Source organism: Kitasatospora sp. NPDC057940 (assembly GCF_042887425.1).
GTDB lineage: Bacteria > Actinomycetota > Actinomycetes > Streptomycetales > Streptomycetaceae > Kitasatospora.
Genome location: NZ_JBHVPH010000020.1, coordinates 113034 through 135113, shown reverse-complemented (window position 1 = coordinate 135113; position 22080 = coordinate 113034). Strand labels below are relative to the sequence as shown.

The window sequence follows — 22080 nt, the reverse complement described above, 5'->3', positions numbered from 1 at the left end:
CTATAGGAGGGGCACGCCCGCGGCCGGTCCGGCGGGGGCGGGGCTCGACCGGGCCGGGGTTCGTCCGCGGCCGGTCCCGCGGCGACGCGGCCCCGACGTGAGCGGCTCGTACGGTGGGCGGACCGGACTTCGCGGAACGCCCGATATGTGGAAGGAACGCAAGGCGTTGACTGAGCAGTTGCGACTGATGGCGGTGCACGCCCACCCGGACGACGAGTCCAGCAAGGGCGCGGCCACCATGGCCATGTACGTCGAGCAGGGAGTGGACGTGCTCGTGGCCACCTGCACCGGGGGCGAACGCGGGTCGGTTCTCAACCCCAAGCTCCAGGGGGACCCGTACATCGAGGAGAACATCCACGAGGTGCGCCGCAAGGAGATGGACGAGGCCCGGGCGATCCTGGGCGTCAAGCAGGCCTGGCTCGGCTTCGTCGACTCGGGCCTGCCCGAGGGCGACCCGCTGCCCCCGCTGCCCGAGGGCTGCTTCGCCCTGGAGGACGTGAAGGAGGCGGCCGAACCGCTGGTCCGGCTGATCCGGGAGTTCAAGCCGCAGGTCATCACGACCTACGACGAGAACGGCGGCTACCCGCACCCCGACCACATCATGACCCACAAGATCACCATGCTGGCCTTCGACGCCGCCGGCGACCCGGACGCCTACCCGGAGGCCGGCGAGCCCTGGCAGCCGCTGAAGGTCTACTACAACCACGGCTTCCCGATGGGCCGCATCCGCGCCCTGCACCAGTACCTCACCGAGCACGGCCACGACTCGCCGTACGGCGAGTGGATCGCGGGCTGGGAGAAGAGCGGCCGCCAGGAGCGCGAGATCACCACCCGGGTGAGCTGCGGCGACTGGTTCGAGACCCGCGACCGCGCGCTGATCGCCCACGCCACCCAGATCGACCCCGACGGGCCGTGGTTCCGCGTCCCGCTGGACGTCCAGCGCGAGGTCTGGCCCACCGAGGACTACGAACTCGCCCGTACCCTGATCGACGTGGACCTGCCGGAGGACGACCTGTTCGCCGGCCTGCGCACCCCCACCCTGGCCGTCGAGGCCGCCGACACGCGCGACTGAACCACCCCCCGATGGCCCGGCTCCCCGTGAGCCGGGCCACCATAGAGATATGAGCGCCCCCGTGAACCTCGTCAACCTCGCCGCCAACCTCGCCGTCGACGACGCCAAGGTCACCCCCGGACTCCTCGGCTTCGTCGTCTTCGCCGCCCTCGGCGTGGCCACCTGGTTCCTGGCCAAGTCCATGAACCGGCAGTTCAAGAAGGTCGACTTCGCGGAGGAGCCGGAAGCCCCCAAGGAGTAGCACGCGGGCGCGCCGCGGGGCCCGGCTCGCCGCAGTCGGTGGCACGGCCGTGGCCGTGCCACGCGCAGGCTGTCACCCGGCGGACCGGTGGGCGCGGCTCGCCGTGGCGTGCACGGAGCCGAGCAGGCTGAGCGCCTCGGCGCTGGGGCTGCCGGGTTCGGCGTGGTAGATGATCAACTGCTGGCCGGGGGCGTCCCGCACGTCGAATGCGTGGTGGGTGAGGGTCATGCCGCCGACGTCCGGGTGGTGGACGTGCTTGTGTTCGCGGGTCTTGCCGCGCACGGTGTGGGTGTTCCACAGCCGGGCGAAGTCCGTGCTGCGCGTGCTGAGTTCGTCTACGAGAGCCCGTAGGCGCGGACTGCCCGGGTCGACGCCGGACGCCTGGCGCAGGTGCCCCACCACCGTCTCCGCCGTCCGGTCCCATCGGGGGTGGAACGGCCGGCCGGCCGGGTCGAGGAAGACCATGCGGGCCAGGTTGTCCATCGGTTCAAAGGGCGAGTACAGGGCCTCGGCCAGGGCGTTGGCGGCCAGGATGTCCAGGGTCGGGTTGATGACGAACGCCGGAGTGCCGGGGTAGCCGTCCAGCAGGACGCGCAGGGCGGGGTCGACCTGGTCGGTGGCGGCGACGGGCCGCTGGGACGGTGCGGTTCCGGACAGTTGGTGAAGGTGCGCCTGGGCGTCGGTGTCCAGCAGCAGCGCGCGGCCGAGCGCATCCACCACCTGCGCGGACGGGTGGCGTTCACGGCCCTGTTCCAGCCGGGTGTAGTAGTCCGCGTTCACCCCTGCCAGTACGGCGACCTCTTCGCGGCGCAGCCCGGCGACCCTGCGCACGCCATGGCTCGGCATCCCGACCTCGTCCGGCCGCACGGCCGCACGGCGCGCCCGCAGGAACTCACCCAGCTGGTTGTCGGCCATGTGCCCAGGCTAGGCCGCGGGCCCGGTGTGCTGCCTGGGTGTACCGCACCCAGACGGCACACGGCCTGGGCCGCCCGCGACACCTCGCCCAGACTCGGTGCCCTACCGAGAGATGAGGGGCAGCCATGCCAGAGCGGACGAGCAAGGTCGTAGCGATCACCGGTGCCAGCAGCGGGATCGGCGAGGCGACCGCCCGCCGGCTCGCCGCCGACGGCCACCGCCTGTTCCTGGGAGCACGGCGCACCGATCGCCTGGACCAACTCGTCACGGAGATCACCGCCGCAGGCGGCACGGCGGCGACCCGGCGCCTGGACGTGACCGAGGCTGCCGACGTGAGGGACTTCGTGGCGGCGGCCGAAGAGCGGTACGGCCGCGTGGACGTGATGGTCAACAACGCCGGGGTGATGCCGCTGTCGCCGCTGGAGGCGCTCAGGACGGAGGAGTGGGACCGCATGATCGACGTGAACGTGCGGGGTGTCCTGCACGGCATCTCCGCCGCCTTGCCCGTGATGCTCGCCCAAGGTGGCGGGCACATCGTGAACATCGCCTCCGTCGGCGCGCACGAGGTCTCTCCCACCGCCGCCGTGTACTGCGCCACCAAGTTCGCGGTCCGTGCGATCTCCGAGGGACTGCGTCAGGAGTCCGCCGGTGACGTCCGGGTCACGCTGGTCTCGCCGGGCGTCACGGAGTCCGAACTCGCCGACGGCATCGCGGACCCGGCCGCCCGGGCGGCCATGCGGACGTACCGCGCTGTGGCCCTGCCGGCCTCCGCGATCGCGGACGCCGTCGCCTACGCAATCTCCCAGCCGCCGTACGTCGACGTGAACGAGATCGTCGTACGACCTGCGGCGAGCGCCCAGTGACGGAAGGAACCGGAATGCCGCACACACCCGCTCTCGACGACCTGGCGCGCAGAATACGCGGCCTGGAGGACCGGGACGCCCTGCACGCCCTCATGATCCGCGGCTGGCGGGCACTGGACCGCAAGGACTGGCGGGCCTGGTCCGCCTGCTGGGCCGAAGACGCCGTGCTGGAGTTCGGGCCCTGGCAGCGAATCCAGGGAAGGGAGGCCATCCGCGCGAAGGCGGAGGAGGCCGAGTCGCCTTACACGAGCATCCAGCACCACATCCTCAACATGCACGTGGACGTGGAGGGCGACCGGGCGACCGGCATCGGGTACATGTGGTTCGTCGCCGTCGCCGTCGCCGTCGCCGTCACCGCTCCGGGGAGGACCTCTGCCCCCTACTCCATGGGCGGTCCCTACGACTGGGAGTTCCGCCGTGACGGGGACGGATGGCTCTTGGCCCGGCAGCGGCTCGGGGTCCTGTGGACCGACGGCGACGACACCCTGCGAGCCTTCGAACCGGAGTGACCGGAGTGACCGGGGTGACGAGAGCGACCGGAGTGACCGTAACTACGTTGTCGACTGCTCGGTGAATCAACACGCTGGGCCGCGCGGCGGCTTCACCGCCAGCCGATCGAGTGTTGCGGCGTGCTGGGGGGTGAGCAGGTCGGACGTGGCGGACGCCGCCCCGGCCGCATGCACAAGCTGAAGGGCAAGCCACCTGGCCGGCCGCGCGGGGCCCGGCTCGCCGCAGTCGGTGTCCCGTCGCCCGGCCCCCGATGCGCGAGGATGGGGGGCATGCCGAACCGTCTCGCGGACGCGACCTCGCCGTACCTGCTGCAGCATGCCGAGAACCCTGTGGACTGGTGGCCCTGGGGGCCGGAGGCGTTCGCGGAGGCGGAGCGGCGCGGTGTTCCGGTGCTGCTGAGTGTCGGCTATGCGGCGTGCCACTGGTGTCACGTGATGGCCCACGAGAGCTTCGAGGACGCCGAGGTCGCCGGCTACCTGAACGAGCGGTTCGTCGCCGTCAAGGTGGACCGGGAGGAGCGGCCCGACGTCGACGCCGTCTACATGGAGGCCGTGCAGGCCGCCACCGGGCAGGGCGGCTGGCCGATGACGGTGTTCCTCACGCCCGACAAGGAGCCGTTCTACTTCGGCACCTACTTCCCGCCGGAGCCCCGGCACGGTATGCCGTCGTTCCGCCAGGTGCTGGAAGGGGTCGACGCCGCCTGGCGGGGCCGGCGGCAGGAGGTCGCGGAGGTCGCCGGGCGGATCCGGGCCGACCTCGCCGAGCGCGCCGCCGTCTACTCGGCCGGTGCCCACCACCCGCCCGCCGGCGCCGATCTGCACCAGGCGCTGGTCGCCCTCAGCCGGGAGTTCGACGACCGGCACGGCGGCTTCGGGGGCGCGCCCAAGTTCCCGCCGGCCATGGTCGTCGAGTTCCTGCTGCGCCACCACGCCCGCACCGGTTCCGAGGCGGCCCTGGAGATGGCCGTCCGCACCGGCGAGGTGATGGCCCGCGGCGGCATCCACGACCAACTCGGCGGCGGCTTCGCCCGGTACGCGGTCGACGCCGGCTGGGTCGTGCCGCACTTCGAGAAGATGCTGTACGACAACGCCCTGCTGCTGCGCGCCTACCTGCACCTGTGGCGGGCCACCGGCTCCCCGCTGGCCCGCCGGACCGCGCTGACCACCGCCGACTTCCTGCTGCGCGAACTGCGCACCCCCGAAGGCGCGTTCGCGTCCGCGCTGGACGCCGACAGCCTCGACGAGGAGACCGGGCAGTCCACCGAAGGCGCCTACTACGTCTGGGAGCCCGGCCAGTTGGTCGACCTGCTCGGCCCCGCCGACGCGGCCACCGCCGCCCGGCTGTTCACCGTCACCGCCGGCGGCACCTTTGAACACGGCACCTCCGTCCTCCAACTCCTCGCCGATCCCGAGGACTTCGCCGAGTACGAGACCATCCGCGCTCGGCTGTTCGAGGCCCGCACCCGGCGGCCCGCCCCCGCCCGCGACGACAAGGTCGTCGCCGCCTGGAACGGCCTCGCCATCGCCGCCCTCGCCGAGACCGGCGCCCTCCTGGAGCGCCCCGACCTCGTCGAGGCCGCCGAACGCGCCGCCGACCTGCTGCTCGCCGTCCACCTCACCCCCGACGGCCGGCTGCTGCGCACCTCCCGCGACGGCCGGGCCGGCACCAACGCGGGCGTCCTGGAGGACTACGCCGACACCGCCGAGGGCTTCCTGTCCCTGTACGCCGTCACCGGCGACGCCGCCTGGCTGCAACTGGCCGGCGGACTCATCGACACCGTGCTCAAGCACTTCACCGACGAGGCCTCCGGCGCGCTCTACGACACCGCCGACGACGCCGAGGAACTCATCCGGCGCCCCCAGGACCCCACCGACAACGCCACCCCGTCCGGCTGGACCGCCGCCGCCGGCGCCCTGCTCACCTACGCCGCCTACACCGGCTCCGACCGGCACCGGACGGCCGCCGAACGGGCCCTCGGCATCGTCGGCGCGCTCGCGTCCCGGGCCCCCCGGTTCATCGGCTGGGGCCTCGCCGTCGCCGAGGCGCTGCTCGACGGGCCGCGCGAAGTCGCCGTCGTCGGCCCGGCCGACAACCCGGCCACCGCCGCACTGCGTCGGGCCGCGCTGCTCGGGACCGCGCCCGGGGCGGTCGTCGCGGTGGGCGCGCCGGCGGGCTCGGCGGATGGTTCGGCGGAGAGCCCGGCGGACGGTTCGGGGGGTGGTTCGGCGGAGGACGGCGGCACGGAGGTGCCGCTGCTGGCGGGCCGGCCGCTGGTCGGCGGAGCGCCCGCCGCCTACGTCTGCCGGCACTTCGCCTGCGAAGCGCCGACCACCGACCCGGCGGTCCTCGCCGAGCGGCTGGGCGTCGCCGTCGAATAAATCGCTGGGGGGAGGGGGTACGGCCGGGCCAGAATGGGCCATGACCTGGACCTTGAGCAGCTCGTTCGACGACTTCCGGCACCACGCGGAGGAGTTCCTCGCCGCCCGCCCGGCCGAGAGCACCGTCCTGCTCACGGTCGTACACCGGCTGGCCGAACGCGGCCTGGACGTGTTCGGGCAGCGGCCACCGGTCTTCGGCTGGTGGCGCCCGGCTGACGGCGGCCCGGTCGAAGGAGCCTTCCTCCAGACGCCGCCGTTCGGCCCCCGGCTCTCCTGCATGCCGGCGGCGGCAGCCGAGCTGGCGGTCGAACTGGCCGCCGCCGGGAGCGGGTTCACCGAGGTGTCCGGCGTCGGCGGAGGTGCGGACGCGGTCCGGGCCTTCGCCGCGGCCTGGACCGCCGCCACCGGTGCCGGCCAGTCCGTCCGCTTCAACGAACGGCTCTACCGGCTCGGCGAGTTGACCGACCCGCCCCGCCCGCCCGCTGGCCACCACCGGCCCGCCGCACCGGCCGACCGCGAACTGGTGATCCGCTGGTACGAGGAGTTCCTCGTCGAAGCCGGGGTCGACCTGCCCAACATCCCCCAGGCCGTCGACGACAGGATCGCCGCCGGCGGCCTCCACCTGTGGGAGGACGGCGGCCGCCCCGTCGCCCTGGCCGGCAGCAGCCCGGTGATCGCCGGAATGTCCCGGATCGGCCCCGTCTACACCCCGACCGACCAGCGCGGACGCGGCTACGCCAGTGCCGTCACCGCCGCCGCCTCCGCCCGCGCCCTCGCCCAGGGGGCGGTCGAGATCCTGCTCTACACCGACCTCGCCAACCCGACCAGCAACTCCATCTACCAGCAGATCGGCTACCGGCCGGTCGAGGACTGCCTGACCCTGGACTTCACCACGCAGGACGGAAACTACGCGTAGTCGACCGGGCGGCCGCCGACCACCTTCGTGTTGAAGGGGTCGACGGCCGCAGTCGCGGTAGGGGCCGGCAGGTGGTCCGTGTTCACGTAGGTCTGCGCGCAGGTCAGCAGATTGCCGCCGGCCGACTTCATGTCACCGGCCAGGCCGTCCAGCAGTGCCTTCCAGGCCGCCCCGCACCCCTGCAGCGCCGCCCCGCTCTGCCAACCCGCCAGACTCCCGGCCGCCTTGGCGCTCGGCTCGGCCAACTTCGCGGTCTCGTCGGGCACTTTCCCGGCGACGGTCAGCGCGCTGTTCCCGGCCGTGGTCAACTCGCCCGGTTTGACGGTGAATCCTGGGTCGCTCGGCACGATGTCCCCCCGATCTCCGTGTCGGTAGCGGGAGTTATGGTATCCCTGAGTGCTCCGGGGGCGCCTATGGGTAACGGGGGGACTGGGGGATGGACCTCGCAAGCCTGAAGAACGCCAAGCTGGCGGACTTGTACGCGGTGGCGGATGCCTACGACGCGTTGTGCAAGGCGTACGGCCAGCACGCCGCTGACTGGAAGAGCGACACCGCGGACCGGGTCCACGGATCCGGGTGGAGCGGGCCGGCGGCCGCCGCCGCGATTCCGGTCCTGAACGGCATCACCGACAAGCTGCGTGCGGCGGCGACCGAACTGCACTGCATCGGCGCCGAGGTGCGGGACTGCGCCGACTCCCTCACGCTCGCCCAGGGCAAGCTCCGCAAGGCGCTCGTCGACGCCCAGACCAAGGGAATGTCGGTCGACGACAGCGGGTCGGTGAGCTGGCCCCCGGCGAGCAGTCCCTTCCAGAGCACGGACTGGGAGGCCAAGCAGAGAGCGGCCGCCGAGGAGATCTCCACGCGGATCGGCGCGGCGCTGTCGGAGGCCACCCGGGTCGACCAGGGACTGGCCGAAGAGCTCAAGAAGTACACGGGCCACGCCACCGACAAGAGCGGCCTGGACGCCAGGACTGCGAGCGCGGACGTCTACCTGCTGCAGTTCGGCGAGGCGGCCAATCCGCTCTGGAAGCTGAACATGCCGGGCAAGGGCGCCACCCCGACGGACGTCAACGCCTGGTGGAAGGGTCTCGGAGCGGACGGGCAGCAGTGGTTCCTCAGCCACCACCCGGAATCGCTCGGCAACCTCGACGGGGTGCCGGCAGAGGTACGGGACCAGGTGAACCGGGCGCACCTGAAGTTCCTGATGGACGACATCATGCGGAAGCACAAGGACCAGGTACCGCTGAACCCCAGGGAGAAGGAGCTGTACGACCTCTACGGGCCCATCGTCGACCGGCTGGACGCGAACAGAGGAGACCCGAGCCGTCCCCCGATCTATCTCCTCGGCCTCGGCAGCGAGGGCAAGGGCCGGGCGATTCTCTCGTACGGGAACCCGGACTCCGCCACCGACATCTCTGCCTACGTGCCGGGGATCACCACCGAAACCGCCAGCCTGGGGACGGGGGGAGACGTGCACGACGGTACCAACGAGGCGGAGAACGCGCTGAGCCTCTATCGCAGCGCGAGCAAGAAGGCTCCGGACGGTCATTCGGTCGCCTCGATCGTCTGGCTCGGGTACGACCCGCCGGGAGCCGACCTGGGGGCCGCCTCGACCAAGGCGGGCAAGGACGGCGCTCCGGCGTACGCGAAGTTCCTGAGCGGAGTGCGGGCGAACCACGAGGGCGCCCAGCCGCCGCACATCACCGCGATCGGACACAGCTACGGCTCGTACCTGGTGGGCCAGGCCACCAAGCTCGCCACCCAGCCCGGGTCGCACTACGCGCCCCCGGACGACGTGGTCTTCATCGGCAGCCCGGGCGTAGGAGTGGACAAGGCCTCCGACCTCAAGCTGCCGCCCGGCCACGTCTGGGTCGGCGCGGCCGACAATGACGTCGTGACGCACGTTCCGTCCAAGTTCAGCATCGACCCGGACGAACGCTGGTACGGGCGGGATCCGGCGAGCAAGCACTTCGGCGCGAACCGCTTCGCCGTCGACGACTGGAGCAGGGGCAACCCCATCGACGCGCACACCAAGTACCTGACGGGCCGCGGCGGGCCCTCGCTGGACAACGTCGCGGCCATCGTCACCGGCAGCGGGGACGTCAAGCGGACAGGCGGACGATGAAGCGGCCGCGTCGGGTGCTTGGTTGTTCCATCGTGGCGGCGGCAGTATTGGCTGCCGGAGCGGGACTGTTCTACAACGGCTACGGGCCGATGGCCCTGAAGGATCGGGGCGCCAACCAACTGGGCTCGCTTGAGGCGAAGGGACAACTCGACGAAACCCTGCGGACGGCCATGGACGCGATAGCCCCACCGGTGACCTACTTCGGCGGTGGCTATGTCGTGGACCGCGATCCGGAGCACGCGGACGGTGAACCGAGCCTTCTGTCCCAGGTCATGCTCTCTGCCAGGTTTCGGACGAAGGTCGCCCCGGCGAAGTTGCCGGTGCTGCTGGACCGGCTGACGCAGCTCTGGGGCGAGAGGTGTTGGCGTCAGGACGACACCATTGGATCCGAGGCGAAGCGTTACGTCGAACTGAACTGCCCGGGGCGCGGTACGGCGGGCTTCAACCTGTTGGCGGTCAACACCCCGAGCGACCTGTACTTCGACGTGTCGATCAGCGCCCGGGTGACCCCGGTCCGCTACCAGCCCGAGAAGGACTACGGCGCCAGCCCCGTCGGCCCCCGCCTGACCGGTCACGAGGGCGCACCCGACGTCGACGACCCGTACTGGTCGCACTGACGGCGTGCCCGTCACTCCCAGTCCCACCTGATTCCCAGCAGGCACGGCCGCAGGGCCGTCGCGACCAGGTGGACGCAGTGGTGGCCGTCCAGGGTCAGTTCCTCCGTCTCGTAGGGGGCTTCGCCCGGGGAGTGGAGGGCGAAGCGGTGGCAGCGGACGGGGAGGGCGGCGGGGTGGAAGGTGATCTGGAGGACGTACTGGCCGGCGCCGGAGTTGAAGCCGCGGACGTATTCGCAGCTGGGGTCGGGGGAGGGGGCGTCGTCGAAGCCGTAGCCGAGGAGGTGGGTGTCGCCGGCGCGTAGGCGGCGGTCGAGGAGGAGTTCGGCGACGAGCAGGTGGTGGGTCTGGTCGCGGCGGATGCGGCCGGGGCGGCAGTTCTCTTCGGCGCGGACGCCGACGTGGGTGATGTCGCTGCCGGGGTCGCCCTGGTAGAGGGCGAGGTAGCGGTCGATGCCGTCGCGGTGGGCGCGGAGGGCGTGTTGGGAGTCGCGGCGGGCGAGTTGGCGGTCGGGGCCGAGGCGGATGCGTTCGATGTGGGTGATGGTGTGCAGGCCGGTGTCGCGGGGGCCGGCGATGGTGGCGAGCAGGTCGTCGACGGCGGTGGCGGGGGAGATAAGGTCGCGGTAGGGGCGGACGGGCGGGCCGGCGGGGGTGGTGTCGGCGGCGCGGCGGGGGCCGAGCAGGCGGGTGAGGGAGTGTTCGGGGAGGTCGAGGACGTCTTCGAGGGCGGAGACGGCGCGGAGGGATTCGGGGCGTTCGGGGCGGCGGCGGCCTTGTTGCCAGTAGCTGAGGCTGGTGAGGCCGACGTGGACGCCGCGCAGGGCGAGGTGGCGTCGGATGCGGTGGAGGGCGAGGCCGCGGGTGGCGATGGCGGTGCGCAGGGCGAGGTGGAAGGGGCCGGTGCGGAGGGCGGCGGTGAGGTCGGCCTGGTCGGTGCGGTGGATGACGGCCTCCTGGGGGACGGGTGCGGGCAGACCGTGTTTGACCGTGAATATTCACATCAGGGCGGCGGTTTGTCACCGGGCCTGGCGTGCCACGCGGGGGTCTTCGGGGTGGCGTTCACACCCGTGGCCGGTCGTTCACACCTGAACTGTGATGGTCCTGAAGGCCGTTGACCGGCTTCCGGGGGCGGCGGGATGCTCATGGCGCGATCCGGACCGCGCCCCCACACAGCACCTCGCTCCGCTTGTGCAAGGAGGCACTTCCCCCATGCCAGTTCCACGGATACGACTGCGCCGCGCGGTCTCGCTGCTCGCCCTCGGCGTGCTGGGCCCGGCGCTGACCGCGGTGGCGGCCACTCCGGCGCTCGCCGCCCCCGCCCAGGGCCTCGCTCCCGTCCAGGACCGCGCCCCGGCGCAGGTCCGCCAGGCTGCCGCGCCCGGCAGCACGGCCGATCTGGCCGGCACGTTCAAGAAGCTCAACATCACCATGCAGCAGCAACAGCAGACCAACTGGTGCTGGGCGGCGAGCGGGAACACGATCGCCACCTGGTTCGGCTACAACTACAGCCAGAACCAGTTCTGCAACGCCGCGTTCGGCCGTTCGGTCAACTCCAGTTGCCCCAACAGCCAGGCCTCGCTGGCCGATGTGCAGAACGGGCTGGACTGGGTCGGCATCAACCCGGGTTCGTACGTCACCGGCTACCTGCGCTACAACACCGTGCAGACCGAGGTGGACGCGAACCGGCCGATCGAGACCCGGATCCAGTGGAGTTCCGGCGGCGGGCACATGCACGTCGTCTACGGCTACGACACCAGCAGCAACTGGGTGTACTGGGGCGACCCGTGGCCGTCCAACTACCGCTACAACTGGGCGGACTACAACTACTACGTGAACAACAACACGTTCTCGTGGACCCACTCCCTGTACCGGATCGGCGCGTGAGGGCGACCATGACCGACCTCGGAAAGGCCCGTCGGGCCGCCGTCACCGCCCTGCTCGCCGCCGGCCTCGGGCTGGGCCTGGCCCCGGCCGCGCACGCGGACGGGCCGGCCGGCGCCCCGGTGCCGGTGCCCGCCGCGGATCTGGCGAAGGCCCGTGGCGTGGTCCAGGACCAGGCCGTCCTCGACAAGGTGGGCCACTTCTTCGCCCGCAAGGGCGTCCCGCCGACCCAGCAGCTGACCATCGGTGCGGCGCAGGAGGCGCAGGCGGCGAGCGCGGCCGCGCCGCGGCTGGCCGGCGACACCGTGCCGGTGTACACCCTGGACGCGGGTTTCGTGGCCGGCGCCCCGGGTGCGCCGGTGGCGAAGGCCGAGTTCACCGCGAGCAAGGTGGTCGCGGCGGACGGGCAGACGGCTTCGGTGTGGACGATCCGGCAGGGCGACTCCTGGCGGGTGGTCAACGTCGCCTCCGGCGGTGACGAGAGCGACTACGCGGCGAAGGCGGCCGGCGGCGGTGGCGGTACGGCGTTCCGCGAGCCGCAGGTGAACGCCTGGTACGTGCTGCGCGACGGCCGGGTGCTGCCGCTGGACGACGAGGCCCGGCGCTCGGTGGGCGCGGGCGGGGTGTCGCTGGCCGCGTACCAGAAGCTGGTGCACGAGCGGTACGGGGACAAGCTGCCGGGCTCGGCGTACGACCGGGAGGGCAAGGGCGGCGGCTACCAGCTGGCGGCCGACCAGGAGCGGGCGGCGGGCGGCGGTTCGGCGCTGCCGGCCGTGACGGCGGTCGCGGCCCTGGGCGTCACCGCGCTCGTGGGTGCGGGTGCGGCCGTGCGGCGCAGGGCGGGTGTCCGACGGGGGTAGGGCCTCTCGGGCACGACATGCGCGGCATGCACGCCATGCACGACATGCGCGCCATGCGAGACGTGCACGGCATGAGCGACATGCGCGGCATGCACGCCATGCGAGACAAGCGGCGGGGTCCGGCTGACACAGCCGGGCCCCGCCGTGCTGCGTGCGACCCCGGCCCGTCGGTCCGTAGTCGAGCGGGCGCGCAGCGTGATGTGTCCTGGAAGTAATGCTTCCGCACAAGGAATTGACGCAACGTTGATCTGTCGTTCGCCGCCCGGGGGCAGCTCCGGGTGACGGACGGTAGATACCATGTGGCAATCGGTCAGTGCTGACTGACGCGTGCCGAGAGCGGAGAAGGGGTGGGGCGGCCGGAGCCGACCACGAGCCCGGCGCCGGGAAAGGGGAGTCGAATGGCCGGCAGGGAGTCGAGCGCCCAGGTGTGGGGTGCGGCGGTGGTGGTGGCGTCCGCGCTCGCCGTGGTCGCGGCCTACCTGATCAACGGGGCGATGCTGGTCCTGGTCGTCGCCGGGGTCGAGGTGCTGCTGCTCATGGTCTACGTGGGCCGCCGTTGGCGGGCGCTCCACCGGCCGGTCGTCCCGCGGGGGCACCGGCCGTCGGTCGTCACCCCGGACGCCGCGCACTGCGAGCGCTGCCGCCGGGCCCGCGAGGCGTTGGACGCCCGGCAGGCGCGCGGCCGCACCACCGGGCCGGCGGTGGAGCCGTGGCCGGAGGCCGGCACGGGGGACCACCCGCCGTACCCGCGCCGCCCGCAGGGCCGGGCGCCGTACGAGCGCCCCTGGACAGCGGAGCGGGCGGTCGCCCGGTCCGTGGACCGCGCGGCCGCCCGCCGTGGCGCGCCGGGTTCAGCCGGCCGCGCTGTACGCCACCAGTGAGACCCCGACGTACTGCACGATGAACGCGCCGAGGGTGAAGGCGTGGAACACCTCGTGGAAGCCGAACCAGCGCGGTGACGGATTGGGCCGCTTGAGCCCGTACACCACGCCGCCGATGCTGTAGAGCACCCCGCCGACGATCATCAGCACCAGGACGGCGACGCCGCCGGCGTGCAGGAAGTCCGGCAGGAAGAAGGCGGCGGCCCAGCCGAGCGCGATGTACACCGGCGTGTACAGCCAGCGCGGCGCGCCGACCCAGAACACCCGGAACGCTATTCCGGCCAGCGCGCCGCCCCAGGCCACCCAGAGCAGCACCTGCTGGTCGGCGCCCTTGAGCAGCAGGATCGTGAACGGCGTGTAGGTGCCCGCGATGATCAGGAAGATGTTCGCGTGGTCCAGCCGCCGCAGCACGGCGTCCCCGCGCGGGCCCCAGTCGAAGCGGTGGTAGACCGCGCTGACCCCGAACAGCAGCCAGGCGCTGATCGAGTAGATCGCGCAGGCGATCTTGGCGGGGGTGGAGTCGGCCAGGCAGATCAGCACGATCCCGGCGGCGACGGTGGCGGGGAACATCCCGGCGTGCAGCCAGCCGCGCCACTTCGGCTTGCGTCCCGAGGCCCCGTTCTCCGCGCCCTCGTTCTCCGTGCTCTCGACGAGCTCAGCAGTCATGCGCAGCATGCTACCCGCTACCTACGGGGCCGTAGGTTACTGACGCGTAGGAAAGTGGCGATCATCACTCTTGGACGTTTTGGAGTGTTCGGGGTGTCCGCGAAGGCGTCCGGGCCGGGATGTGGACGACCTATTACTGGCCAGTAGTCATACTTACTGTAGTAAAAGATGAGTCAATTTCGACGCTGTGCCGCAGTTTGGCGTTGGAGCCGGAGCTACGCTGCAAGCACCCTCAGACCCCCGCTACGCCACCTCCTCGCCGAGATGGTGTGAAACGGAGCGATCGTGTCGTACGAGATCTCTGCTCTCAGCGCCTCCGCGCCCACCCGCCACCAGCGCCTGCTCGCGTGGGTGAACGAGATCGCCGAGCTCACCCAGCCGGACCGCGTCGAGTGGTGCGACGGCTCCGACGAGGAGTACCAGCGCCTCGCGGACCTGCTGGTGGCTCAGGGCACCTTCAAGAAGCTCAACGAGGAAAAGCGCCCCAACTCCTACTACGCCGCCTCGGACCCGACGGACGTGGCGCGCGTGGAGGACCGCACCTACATCTGCTCCGAGCAGGAGAAGGACGCCGGTCCGACCAACAACTGGAAGGCCCCGGCCGAGATGCGGGAGGTCTTCCAGGGCGAGAAGGGACTGTTCCGCGGCGCGATGAAGGGCCGCACGATGTACGTCGTGCCCTTCTCGATGGGCCCGGTCGGGTCCCCGCTGGCCGCGTACGGCGTCGAGATCACCGACTCCGCCTACGTCGCCGTGTCGATGCGCGTGATGACCCGCATGGGCAAGGCGGTGCTGGACCAGCTCGGCGAGGACGGCGACTTCGTCAAGGCCGTGCACACCGTCGGCGCCCCGCTGGCCGAGGGCCAGGCGGACGTGCCGTGGCCGTGCAACAGCACCAAGTACATCTCGCACTTCCCGGAGACCCGGGAGATCTGGTCCTTCGGTTCCGGCTACGGCGGCAACGCCCTGCTCGGCAAGAAGTGCTACGCGCTGCGCATCGCCTCGACCATGGCCCGTGACGAGGGCTGGCTGGCCGAGCACATGCTGATCCTGAAGCTCACCCCGCCGTCCGGCGAGGTCAAGTACGTCGCCGCCGCCTTCCCGTCGGCCTGCGGCAAGACCAACCTGGCCATGCTCCAGCCGACCGTCCCGGGCTGGAAGGTCGAGACGATCGGCGACGACATCGCCTGGATGCGCTTCGGCGCCGACGGCCAGCTCTACGCGATCAACCCCGAGGCCGGTTTCTTCGGCGTCGCCCCCGGCACCGGCGTGGACACCAACGCCAACGCCATCGACACCCTGTGGGGCAACACGGTCTTCACCAACGTCGCGCTGACCGACGACGGCGACGTGTGGTGGGAGGGCCTGACCGAGGAGCCCCCGGCGCACCTCACCGACTGGCGCGGCAACGACTGGACCCCCGAGTCCGGCACCCCGGCCGCCCACCCGAACGCCCGCTTCGCCGTCCCGGCCGCGCAGTGCCCGACCATCGCCCCCGAGTGGGAGGACCAGTCGGGCGTGCCGATCTCGGCGATCCTGTTCGGCGGCCGCCGCGCCACCGCCGTCCCGCTGGTGACCGAGTCCTTCACCTGGCAGCACGGCGTCTTCCTCGGCGCCAACATCGCGTCCGAGAAGACCGCCGCAGCCGAGGGCACCGTCGGCGAGCTGCGCCGCGACCCGTTCGCGATGCTGCCGTTCTGCGGCTACAACATGGGCGACTACTTCGCCCACTGGCTGAAGGTCGGCGCCCAGGCGGACGCCGCGAAGCTGCCGAAGATCTACTACGTCAACTGGTTCCGCAAGAACGCCGAGGGCGCGTTCGTCTGGCCGGGCTACGGCGAGAACAGCCGCGTCCTCAAGTGGATCGTCGAGCGCCTGGAGGGCACCGGCGAGGGCGTCGAGACCCCGATCGGCGTGCTGCCGACCGTCGACGGCTTCGACCTCGGCGACCTGAAGCTGTCCCAGGAGGACCTCGACCTGCTCTTCACCGTGGACGCCGACATCTGGCGCCAGGAGGCCGCGCTGGTGCCGGCCCACCTGGAGCTGTTCGGCGACCACACCCCGAAGGAGCTGTGGGACGAGTACCGGAGCCTCGTCGCGCGTCTCGGCTGAGCCTGAGCCTCAGCAGAGCGAGAGGCGGCCGCGCGGCACGAACCGCGCGCCCGCCGAGTGACAGGACGGCCGGAGTTCCCCCGGGCGGTCTTTCCCCGACCAAGGAGACCGCCCGGGCCGGGACTCCGGCCGTAGTGCTTTCCCCGCGCGCCGGGCGCGCGGGGGGTCACGGCTGGGTGCGGCCGTTCACGCCCTACGGCTGGGTGTAGCCGCTCAGGAAGTCGCCGATCCTGGTCACCGCGTCGGTGATCTCCTCCGCCCGGGGCAGCGTGACCAGCCGGAAGTGGTCCGGCTCGGGCCAGTTGAAGCCGGTGCCCTGGACCAGCAGGATGCGCTGGGAGCGCAGCAGGTCCAGCACCATCTGGGCGTCGTCCTTGATCTTGTAGACCTTCGGGTCCAGCCGCGGGAACGCGTACAGCGCGCCCTTGGGTTTGACGCAGCTCACCCCCGGGATCTCGTTGAGCAGCCGGTACGCCGCGTCGCGCGAGGCGAGCAGCCGCCCGCCGGGCAGCACCAGGTCGCGGATCGACTGCCGGCCGCCGAGCGCGGCGGCCACCGCGTGCTGGGCGGGCATGTTGGCGCACAGCCGCATCGAGGCCAGCACGGCCAGGCCCTCGATGTAACTGTGGGCCCGCTGCCGGTCGCCGGAGAGCACCATCCAGCCGGAGCGGAAGCCCGCGACCCGGTACGCCTTGGACAGGCCGTTGAAGGTGACGCAGAAGAGGTCGGGCGCCAGGGTGGCCAGCGGGACGTGCTCGGCGTCGTCGTAGAGGATCTTGTCGTAGATCTCGTCCGCGTAGACCACCAGCCGGTGCCGGCGGGCGATCTCGACGATGCCCTCCAGCACCTCGCGCGGGTAGACCGCGCCGGTGGGGTTGTTCGGGTTGATCACCACGATGGCCCGGGTCCGGTCGGTGACCTTGGCCTCGATGTCGGCGAGGTCCGGGTACCACTCGGCCTGCTCGTCGCAGCGGTAGTGCACCGCGGTGCCGCCGGCCAGCGAGACCGAGGCGGTCCACAGCGGGTAGTCGGGCGCCGGGACGAGCACCTCGTCGCCGTCGTCCAGCAGCGCGGTCATGGCCAGCTGGATCAGCTCGGAGACGCCGTTGCCGAGGAAGACGTCCTCGACGCTCAGCCCGTGCAGGCCGCGGTCCTCGTAGTGCATGACCACCGCGCGGCGGGCGGCGAGCAGGCCCTTGGAGTCGCCGTACCCGTGCGCGGTCGAGAGGTTGCGCAGGATGTCCTGGAGGATCTCCGGCGGCGCCTCGAAGCCGAAGACGGCGGGGTTTCCGGTGTTGAGCTTGAGGATGCGGTGGCCCTGTTCCTCCAGCCGCATCGCCTCGTCGAGTACCGGACCGCGGATGTCGTAGCAGACATTGGCGAGCTTGCTGGACTGGATGACCTGCATGCCTGCCTACTTTAGGGGCACCTCCGGGCACTTCGGTGCGCGTCCCGGGACGCGCACCGAACCGCCCGGAGCGGGCTCCTTTGATCGGCAGGCGGGGGTGTCAGCCGACCTTCCAAACCAGGGGCGCGGTGTCCAGGATGTTCCCGTACGTGAGGAAGCTGGGCGGGGTCTCGTTCGGGACGAGATAGACGGCACACAGCTTGACGGACTGCCCGTCCGCGAGCGTGACCAGCGACCGGGTGTCGCACTGGGGGATCGCCTTCTGTAGCGTCGCGGCCGGCAGCGCGCCCGCCGAGTGGTCCTTGGGCTTCACCCAGACCCGCATCATGTAGGCGTCCTCGGCCAGCGGGGCGCCGGTGCGGTTGGTGAAGGAGACGGTGACGTAGTACGGAGTCTTGCCGCTGGTGCTCGTCGACGGGAGGTTGAGCGGGGCGATCTCCGCGGCGGTGCCCTTGACGATCGAGACCGCGGCGGCGTCCACCACCGAGCTCTTGCCGACGTAGCGGCCGGCGCTGCCGAGCGGCAGCGGGCGGTCGTAGCTGACCTGGGTGACGTTGTTGCCGCCGGCGGTGGCGGACGGCTGCGGTCCGGCCGGGGTGGTGGGGGCCGCCGGGGCGCCCGGGGTGGTCGGGGCCGCGGAGCCGGTCGGGGCGCCGGGGGCCGTGGCGGCGCCGGTGGGCGGCGCGGTCGGGGCGGCCGCCGGGTCGGCGATGTCCGGCCCGCAGGCCGACAGCGCCAGGACGAGCGCCGCCGCCGGCAGGCCGGCCGCGATTCTCCGGATGGACTGGGTCTTCGTCATGGTCGTTCCCCCGTTGGATGATGTGGTCGGTGCGCCCCGCCCGGTCCCCGGGTGCCGCACGGGCGTGCGGACGTTGATCGAAAAGGGGGTGCGCCGGTGATGGTAGCCGCAGTCGGCGCGGTGCTGGCCGGAATTCTGGTGGCTCCGCTGCTGCGCGGGCTGGTCGCCCGGTTCGCCGTGCCGGAGGGCGAACCCTGGTGCGCTGCCTGCCCGTTGTGCGGGCGCGAGGTGCGACTGCTGCCGCCCACCGGGCGCTGCCCGGGCTGCCGGGAGCGGTTGGGCGCGGGCGCCTGGTCGGTGGAGCTGGTGGCGGCCGTGGTCGCCGCCGGGCTGGCGTACGCGGCGGACGGGCCGTCGGTCGCGGCGCTGGGCTGGGCGGCCGGGCTCGGCGTGGTGCTCGGCTTCGTCGACGCCCGGGTGCGCCGGCTGCCGTACCGGCTGACCCTGCCGCTGGCCGGCGGGGTGGCCGCCCTGCTGGTGGTGGCGGCGCTGGCCGCGGGGCGCCCGGGGGTGCTGCTGCGCTGCCTGCTGGTGGCCCTCACGGTCGGGGCCCTGCTCGAACTGGCGGTCTGGATCGGCGCGTTGGGCCCGGGCGACTCGCCGCTGGGGTTCGCCCTGGGAGGGCTGCTCGGCTGGTACGGCTGGCCGGTGGCGGTCGGCGGACTGTTCGCCGCGGTGGTGCTCGTCGGGCTCTGGGCGATCCTGTGCGCCGTCGTCGCGCTGGCCCGCCGGCGCCCGGTGCGCGGGATCGACGTCCCGGTCGGGCCGTTCCTGCTGCTCGGCGCGCTGCTGGCGGTGCTGGCCCGGTAGCACCCGGGCCCGATGGCGCTCGGACGGGCCCGGACGCGGAAGGGCCCGCCGTACCGGGTCGGGTACGGCGGGCCCCGCCGCCGGCGCGCAGGCCCCACCCTCAAGGGGAGGCGCGCCGGTGGGGGATTGGCGGTGGGGGGTTACGGCATCTTGTGGACGAACGGGCCGACCGCGTTGGAGAACGCGTTGCCGTTGTTGGCGTCCCAGTTGGTGGACCAGGTCATCGCGCCGCGGATGGTCGGCCACTTGGCCGGCGGGACGAAGCTGCCGCAGTTGTTGCCGGTGGCCAGGCAGTCCAGCGCGTTGTTCACCACGGTCGGCGAGACGTAGCCGCCGCCGGCCGCCCTGGCGGAGGCGGGGACGCCGATTCCGACCTGGTCAGGCCGCAGGCCGCCCTGGATGTGGGTGCAGACCTGCGAGGTGATGAAGTCGATGGTGCCCTGGTTGTAGACCTTGCCGTCGCAGCCGTTCATGCCGCCCGAGTTGTAGAACTGGGTGTTGACGACGGTCAGGATGTCCTTGGTGTTCAGCGCCAGCTGGAAGTAGGCACCGGCGGTGCTGTACATCCCGATCGTCTCGGGCGCCATGGTCAGGATGAAGCCGGGGCCGACCTTGGCCTGGAGGGTGTGCAGCGCGTTGCCGAGCGGGCCGGCCTGGACGCCGTTCTCCAGGTCGACGTCGATGCCGTCGAAGCCGTAGTCCTTGATGATCGCGTAGGCGCTGTTGGCGAAGTTGTTGCCGGCGGTGGAGTCGCCGACGGTGATCGCGCCGTTCTGGCCGCCGATGGAGAGGACGACCTTCTTGCCGGCCGCCTGCTTGGCCTTGATGTCGGCGCGGAACTGCGCGTCGCTGTAGCCGCCGAGGGCCTTGGACAGGCCGGGGTCGAGGGTGAAGCTGATCGCGCCGGTCTGGGTGGGCACGGCGTCGGCGAAGGACACCGCGATGATGTCGTAGGCGCTCTGCACGTCGCTGAGCCGCTGCGGGGTCGAGCCGTTGTCGAAGTTCTGCCAGTAGCCGGTGACCGCGTGCGCGGGCAGGCCGGTGACCGGCGGGGTGGTGGAGGTCGCGGTGGCCGTGGGGGTCGGCGTGGCGGTCCGGGTGGGCGTCGCGGTCGGGGTCGCGGTGGCCGTCGGCGTGCCGGTCGCGGTGGGGGAGGAGGTCGCGGTGGCCGTGGCGGTCGGCGACGGGGTGGCGGTGGCGGTCGGGCTCGGGGTGGAGGGGCCGCCGGGGCCGATCAGACTCACGTCGTCGGCGAGGTAGGCGCTCTGGCCGTACCAGCCGTGCAGGTAGACGGTGACGCTGGTGGCGTTCGCGCCGGTGGTGAAGGTGGAGGACAGCTGGTTCCAGCTGTTCTGGTTCGACCAGGTGGACGGGTCGGTGCCGCCGGTGCCGCGCGCACCGAGGTAGACGTACGGGCCCTGGACCCAGGCGCTCAGCGTGTAGCTGGTGTTGGGCAGCACGCTGATGGTCTGGGTGCACTCGGCGGTGTCGCCGGCGCCCGGGGTGGCCTGCAGTGCGCCGGTGCCGGAGTGGACCGGGGAGGAGACGGTGGTCGCCGCGCCGGCGCAGTTCCAGCCGCCCAGCCCGCTGTCGAAGCCGCCGTTGGTGACCAGGTTGCCGACGGCCGCGCTGGCGCCGCCGGCGAAGAGGGCCAGGCCGCCGCCGGCCAGGGCGAGGGCGGTGGCGCCGGCCGCGACGGCCGGGAGGGGGCTGCGCCGGCGCTTGTGCGCGGGCTGGTTCAGCGTACGGGCCATGGGGTGACGCTCCTGGGGAGGGAGCGGCCGCCGCGGTGGGGGGCGCGGCGGCCGCGTGTGGGGGAGGGGAGGTCCGTCGTGGTGCGGGGGGTCGTCGTACGTGGGGGTGGGCGACCGCGTCGGTGCATGGTGGTGCACGGTGGTGCGTGGGGGTGGGGCGGGGCCGTGGGGTTCGTTCCGCCTTGGATCAAAAGCTGGACTAGACCATTGCCGGTCGTCAAGCATTGGACAGTCGGCTTACGGATTCTTTAAGGATTCGGAGACCGTTCCGTGTCCGCCGTCGGAGCCGTCGGGCGAGGCCCGCGACACGCCCGTCGGGACGGACTCCGTACAGGACCGTGACCAGACCGCTACCTGCGGCTTTACCGTGTGCCTGCCCGCCGGAGTAGGCTGCGCCGGGGCGTTGACGCACCAGCTGAAACGAGCACGGAGGGGCCGGGAATCATGGGTCTGCGCGATGTCGCCGAACGGACGCCGGGTCTGCGTACCCTGCTGGGCGGGATGTACGGGCTCTACGGCCGCCGGGTCGAGGTCCACCTCGCCCGCACCCCGCACCACATCGGCGTGATCCTGGACGGCAACCGCCGCTGGGCGAAGGCCGCCGGGGGCACCACCGTGTACGGCCACCAGCGCGGCGCCGACAAGATCAGCGAGTTCCTCGGCTGGTGCGACGAGACCCACGTCAAGGTCGTCACCCTCTGGATGCTCTCCACCGACAACCTCGACCGCCCCGCCGACGAGCTCGTCCCGCTGCTGGGCATCATCGAGGACGCCGTGACCGGGCTGGCCGCCGCCCGCCGCTGGAAGGTGCACCCGGTCGGCGCACTGGACCTGCTCCCGCAGCACACCGCCGACGTGCTCAAGCGGGCCGCCGAGGAGACCGCCGACATCGACGGCATCACGGTCAACGTCGCGGTCGGCTACGGGGGCCGGCACGAGATCGCCGACGCCGTCCGCTCGCTGCTCCAGGAGCACGCCGGGCGCGGCACCTCGATCGAGGAACTGGCCGAGATCCTCGACGTCGAGCACATCGCCGAGCACCTCTACACCCGCAACCAGCCCGACCCGGACCTGATCATCCGCACCTCGGGCGAGCAGCGCCTGTCCGGCTTCCTGCTCTGGCAGAGCGCGCACAGCGAGTTCTACTTCTGCGAGGCGTACTGGCCGGCCTTCCGCAAGGTCGACTTCCTGCGGGCGCTGCGGGCGTTCGAGCAGCGCAACCGGCGACTGGGCCTCTGAACGGGTGAAGTGACCGCCGTAGGGCTGGCCTAC

At 72.0% G+C, this 22080-nt stretch carries 21 protein-coding genes; 14 read left to right on the top strand and 7 right to left on the bottom strand.

All coding sequences use genetic code 11. From position 1 onward, the window contains the following. Positions 1-166 precede the first annotated feature (166 nt). Together mca and ACFVTF_RS26965 are read left to right on the top strand one after the other, a co-directional pair. The gene (mca, locus tag ACFVTF_RS26970; protein ID WP_063351176.1) at positions 167-1072 is read left to right on the top strand and encodes a mycothiol conjugate amidase Mca; all 906 of its coding nucleotides are present in this window, start codon (positions 167-169) and stop codon (positions 1070-1072) included. A gap of 49 nt (positions 1073-1121) precedes the next feature. Next, on the top strand, positions 1122-1313 hold the full coding sequence (locus ACFVTF_RS26965) for a hypothetical protein (protein WP_371517333.1): 192 nt from the start codon (positions 1122-1124) through the stop codon (positions 1311-1313). Between the two features lie 72 nt (positions 1314-1385). On the opposite strand, the gene ACFVTF_RS26960 is transcribed toward ACFVTF_RS26965, so the two are convergent. After that, a complete protein-coding gene (locus ACFVTF_RS26960) occupies positions 1386-2228 on the bottom strand; it encodes a helix-turn-helix transcriptional regulator (protein ID WP_387817034.1) in 843 nt (280 codons plus the stop codon). 125 nt (positions 2229-2353) lie between these two features. On the opposite strand from ACFVTF_RS26960, the gene ACFVTF_RS26955 reads away from it, so the two are divergent. From ACFVTF_RS26955 to ACFVTF_RS26940, 4 genes are all read left to right on the top strand, one after another. Beyond that, a complete protein-coding gene (locus tag ACFVTF_RS26955) occupies positions 2354-3091 on the top strand; it encodes an SDR family oxidoreductase (RefSeq protein WP_387817033.1) in 738 nt (245 codons plus the stop codon). 14 nt (positions 3092-3105) lie between these two features. Beyond that, the gene (locus ACFVTF_RS26950) at positions 3106-3600 is read left to right on the top strand and encodes a nuclear transport factor 2 family protein (protein ID WP_387817032.1); all 495 of its coding nucleotides are present in this window, start codon (positions 3106-3108) and stop codon (positions 3598-3600) included. Between the two features lie 270 nt (positions 3601-3870). Beyond that, positions 3871-5979 carry a thioredoxin domain-containing protein gene (locus ACFVTF_RS26945; protein WP_387817031.1) on the top strand — a complete coding sequence of 703 codons (2109 nt, stop codon included), beginning with the start codon at positions 3871-3873 and terminating at the stop codon, positions 5977-5979. A gap of 40 nt (positions 5980-6019) precedes the next feature. Beyond that, a complete protein-coding gene (locus tag ACFVTF_RS26940; protein WP_387817030.1) occupies positions 6020-6895 on the top strand; it encodes a GNAT family N-acetyltransferase in 876 nt (291 codons plus the stop codon). Here the strand turns inward: ACFVTF_RS26940 and ACFVTF_RS26935 are convergent. Next, positions 6886-7242 carry a hypothetical protein gene (locus ACFVTF_RS26935; protein WP_387817029.1) on the bottom strand — a complete coding sequence of 119 codons (357 nt, stop codon included), beginning with the start codon at positions 7240-7242 and terminating at the stop codon, positions 6886-6888. The genes ACFVTF_RS26940 and ACFVTF_RS26935 overlap by 10 nt on opposite strands. Positions 7243-7331: 89 nt before the next feature. Between ACFVTF_RS26935 and ACFVTF_RS26930 the strand changes: the two genes are divergently transcribed. Both ACFVTF_RS26930 and ACFVTF_RS26925 read left to right on the top strand, forming a co-directional pair. Continuing rightward, entirely contained in the window at positions 7332-9020 is a 1689-nt protein-coding gene (locus tag ACFVTF_RS26930; protein ID WP_387817028.1) for an alpha/beta hydrolase, read from the top strand. 32 nt (positions 9021-9052) lie between these two features. Next, on the top strand, positions 9053-9637 hold the full coding sequence (locus ACFVTF_RS26925; protein WP_387817027.1) for a hypothetical protein: 585 nt from the start codon (positions 9053-9055) through the stop codon (positions 9635-9637). Positions 9638-9648: 11 nt separating this feature from the next. Here ACFVTF_RS26925 and ACFVTF_RS26920 read toward each other — a convergent pair whose 3' ends face one another. After that, complete coding sequence (locus ACFVTF_RS26920; protein ID WP_387817049.1) at positions 9649-10581, bottom strand: hypothetical protein; 933 nt, start codon at positions 10579-10581, stop codon at positions 9649-9651. Positions 10582-10846: 265 nt separating this feature from the next. Between ACFVTF_RS26920 and ACFVTF_RS26915 the strand changes: the two genes are divergently transcribed. From ACFVTF_RS26915 to ACFVTF_RS26905, 3 genes are all read left to right on the top strand, one after another. Continuing rightward, positions 10847-11521, top strand: coding sequence for a papain-like cysteine protease family protein (locus ACFVTF_RS26915; RefSeq protein ID WP_371517293.1), 675 nt, complete (start codon positions 10847-10849; stop codon positions 11519-11521). 8 nt (positions 11522-11529) lie between these two features. After that, on the top strand, positions 11530-12378 hold the full coding sequence (locus ACFVTF_RS26910) for a hypothetical protein (protein WP_387817026.1): 849 nt from the start codon (positions 11530-11532) through the stop codon (positions 12376-12378). A 398-nt stretch (positions 12379-12776) separates the two neighbouring features. Beyond that, on the top strand, positions 12777-13259 hold the full coding sequence (locus tag ACFVTF_RS26905) for a hypothetical protein (protein ID WP_387817025.1): 483 nt from the start codon (positions 12777-12779) through the stop codon (positions 13257-13259). Here ACFVTF_RS26905 and ACFVTF_RS26900 read toward each other — a convergent pair. Beyond that, on the bottom strand, positions 13230-13925 hold the full coding sequence (locus ACFVTF_RS26900) for a hemolysin III family protein (protein ID WP_371517290.1): 696 nt from the start codon (positions 13923-13925) through the stop codon (positions 13230-13232). The genes ACFVTF_RS26905 and ACFVTF_RS26900 overlap by 30 nt on opposite strands. Positions 13926-14210: 285 nt before the next feature. Between ACFVTF_RS26900 and ACFVTF_RS26895 the strand changes: the two genes are divergently transcribed. After that, entirely contained in the window at positions 14211-16037 is a 1827-nt protein-coding gene (locus ACFVTF_RS26895) for a phosphoenolpyruvate carboxykinase (GTP) (protein ID WP_363585457.1), read from the top strand. A gap of 193 nt (positions 16038-16230) precedes the next feature. On the opposite strand, the gene ACFVTF_RS26890 is transcribed toward ACFVTF_RS26895, so the two are convergent. Continuing rightward, entirely contained in the window at positions 16231-17445 is a 1215-nt protein-coding gene (locus ACFVTF_RS26890) for a pyridoxal phosphate-dependent aminotransferase (RefSeq protein ID WP_350879977.1), read from the bottom strand. A 100-nt stretch (positions 17446-17545) separates the two neighbouring features. After that, positions 17546-18244, bottom strand: coding sequence for a hypothetical protein (locus ACFVTF_RS26885; protein ID WP_387817024.1), 699 nt, complete (start codon positions 18242-18244; stop codon positions 17546-17548). 96 nt (positions 18245-18340) lie between these two features. On the opposite strand from ACFVTF_RS26885, the gene ACFVTF_RS26880 reads away from it, so the two are divergent. Beyond that, positions 18341-19054: a prepilin peptidase gene (locus ACFVTF_RS26880; protein WP_387817023.1), complete on the top strand. Its 714-nt coding sequence runs from the start codon at positions 18341-18343 to the stop codon at positions 19052-19054. 140 nt (positions 19055-19194) lie between these two features. On the opposite strand, the gene ACFVTF_RS26875 is transcribed toward ACFVTF_RS26880, so the two are convergent. Then, complete coding sequence (locus tag ACFVTF_RS26875) at positions 19195-20808, bottom strand: chitinase (RefSeq protein WP_387817022.1); 1614 nt, start codon at positions 20806-20808, stop codon at positions 19195-19197. 444 nt (positions 20809-21252) lie between these two features. On the opposite strand from ACFVTF_RS26875, the gene ACFVTF_RS26870 reads away from it, so the two are divergent. After that, on the top strand, positions 21253-22047 hold the full coding sequence (locus ACFVTF_RS26870) for an isoprenyl transferase (RefSeq protein WP_208869076.1): 795 nt from the start codon (positions 21253-21255) through the stop codon (positions 22045-22047). The last annotated feature ends 33 nt before the right edge of the window (positions 22048-22080 follow it).

Excerpts from the sequence above, each read along its gene's own strand:
- ACFVTF_RS26890 (WP_350879977.1), bottom strand. The coding sequence starts at position 17,445 with ATGCAGGTCATCCAGTCCAGCAAGCTCGCCAATGTCTGCTACGACATC.
- ACFVTF_RS26900 (WP_371517290.1), bottom strand. The coding sequence starts at position 13,925 with ATGACTGCTGAGCTCGTCGAGAGCACGGAGAACGAGGGCGCGGAGAAC.
- ACFVTF_RS26870 (WP_208869076.1), top strand. The coding sequence starts at position 21,253 with ATGGGTCTGCGCGATGTCGCCGAACGGACGCCGGGTCTGCGTACCCTG.
- ACFVTF_RS26875 (WP_387817022.1), bottom strand. The coding sequence starts at position 20,808 with ATGGCCCGTACGCTGAACCAGCCCGCGCACAAGCGCCGGCGCAGCCCC.
- ACFVTF_RS26940 (WP_387817030.1), top strand. The coding sequence starts at position 6,020 with ATGACCTGGACCTTGAGCAGCTCGTTCGACGACTTCCGGCACCACGCG.
- ACFVTF_RS26885 (WP_387817024.1), bottom strand. The coding sequence starts at position 18,244 with ATGACGAAGACCCAGTCCATCCGGAGAATCGCGGCCGGCCTGCCGGCG.
- ACFVTF_RS26945 (WP_387817031.1), top strand. The coding sequence starts at position 3,871 with ATGCCGAACCGTCTCGCGGACGCGACCTCGCCGTACCTGCTGCAGCAT.
- ACFVTF_RS26930 (WP_387817028.1), top strand. The coding sequence starts at position 7,332 with ATGGACCTCGCAAGCCTGAAGAACGCCAAGCTGGCGGACTTGTACGCG.
- ACFVTF_RS26905 (WP_387817025.1), top strand. The coding sequence starts at position 12,777 with ATGGCCGGCAGGGAGTCGAGCGCCCAGGTGTGGGGTGCGGCGGTGGTG.
- ACFVTF_RS26960 (WP_387817034.1), bottom strand. The coding sequence starts at position 2,228 with ATGGCCGACAACCAGCTGGGTGAGTTCCTGCGGGCGCGCCGTGCGGCC.
- ACFVTF_RS26955 (WP_387817033.1), top strand. The coding sequence starts at position 2,354 with ATGCCAGAGCGGACGAGCAAGGTCGTAGCGATCACCGGTGCCAGCAGC.
- ACFVTF_RS26910 (WP_387817026.1), top strand. The coding sequence starts at position 11,530 with ATGACCGACCTCGGAAAGGCCCGTCGGGCCGCCGTCACCGCCCTGCTC.
- ACFVTF_RS26950 (WP_387817032.1), top strand. The coding sequence starts at position 3,106 with ATGCCGCACACACCCGCTCTCGACGACCTGGCGCGCAGAATACGCGGC.
- ACFVTF_RS26915 (WP_371517293.1), top strand. The coding sequence starts at position 10,847 with ATGCCAGTTCCACGGATACGACTGCGCCGCGCGGTCTCGCTGCTCGCC.
- ACFVTF_RS26965 (WP_371517333.1), top strand. The coding sequence starts at position 1,122 with ATGAGCGCCCCCGTGAACCTCGTCAACCTCGCCGCCAACCTCGCCGTC.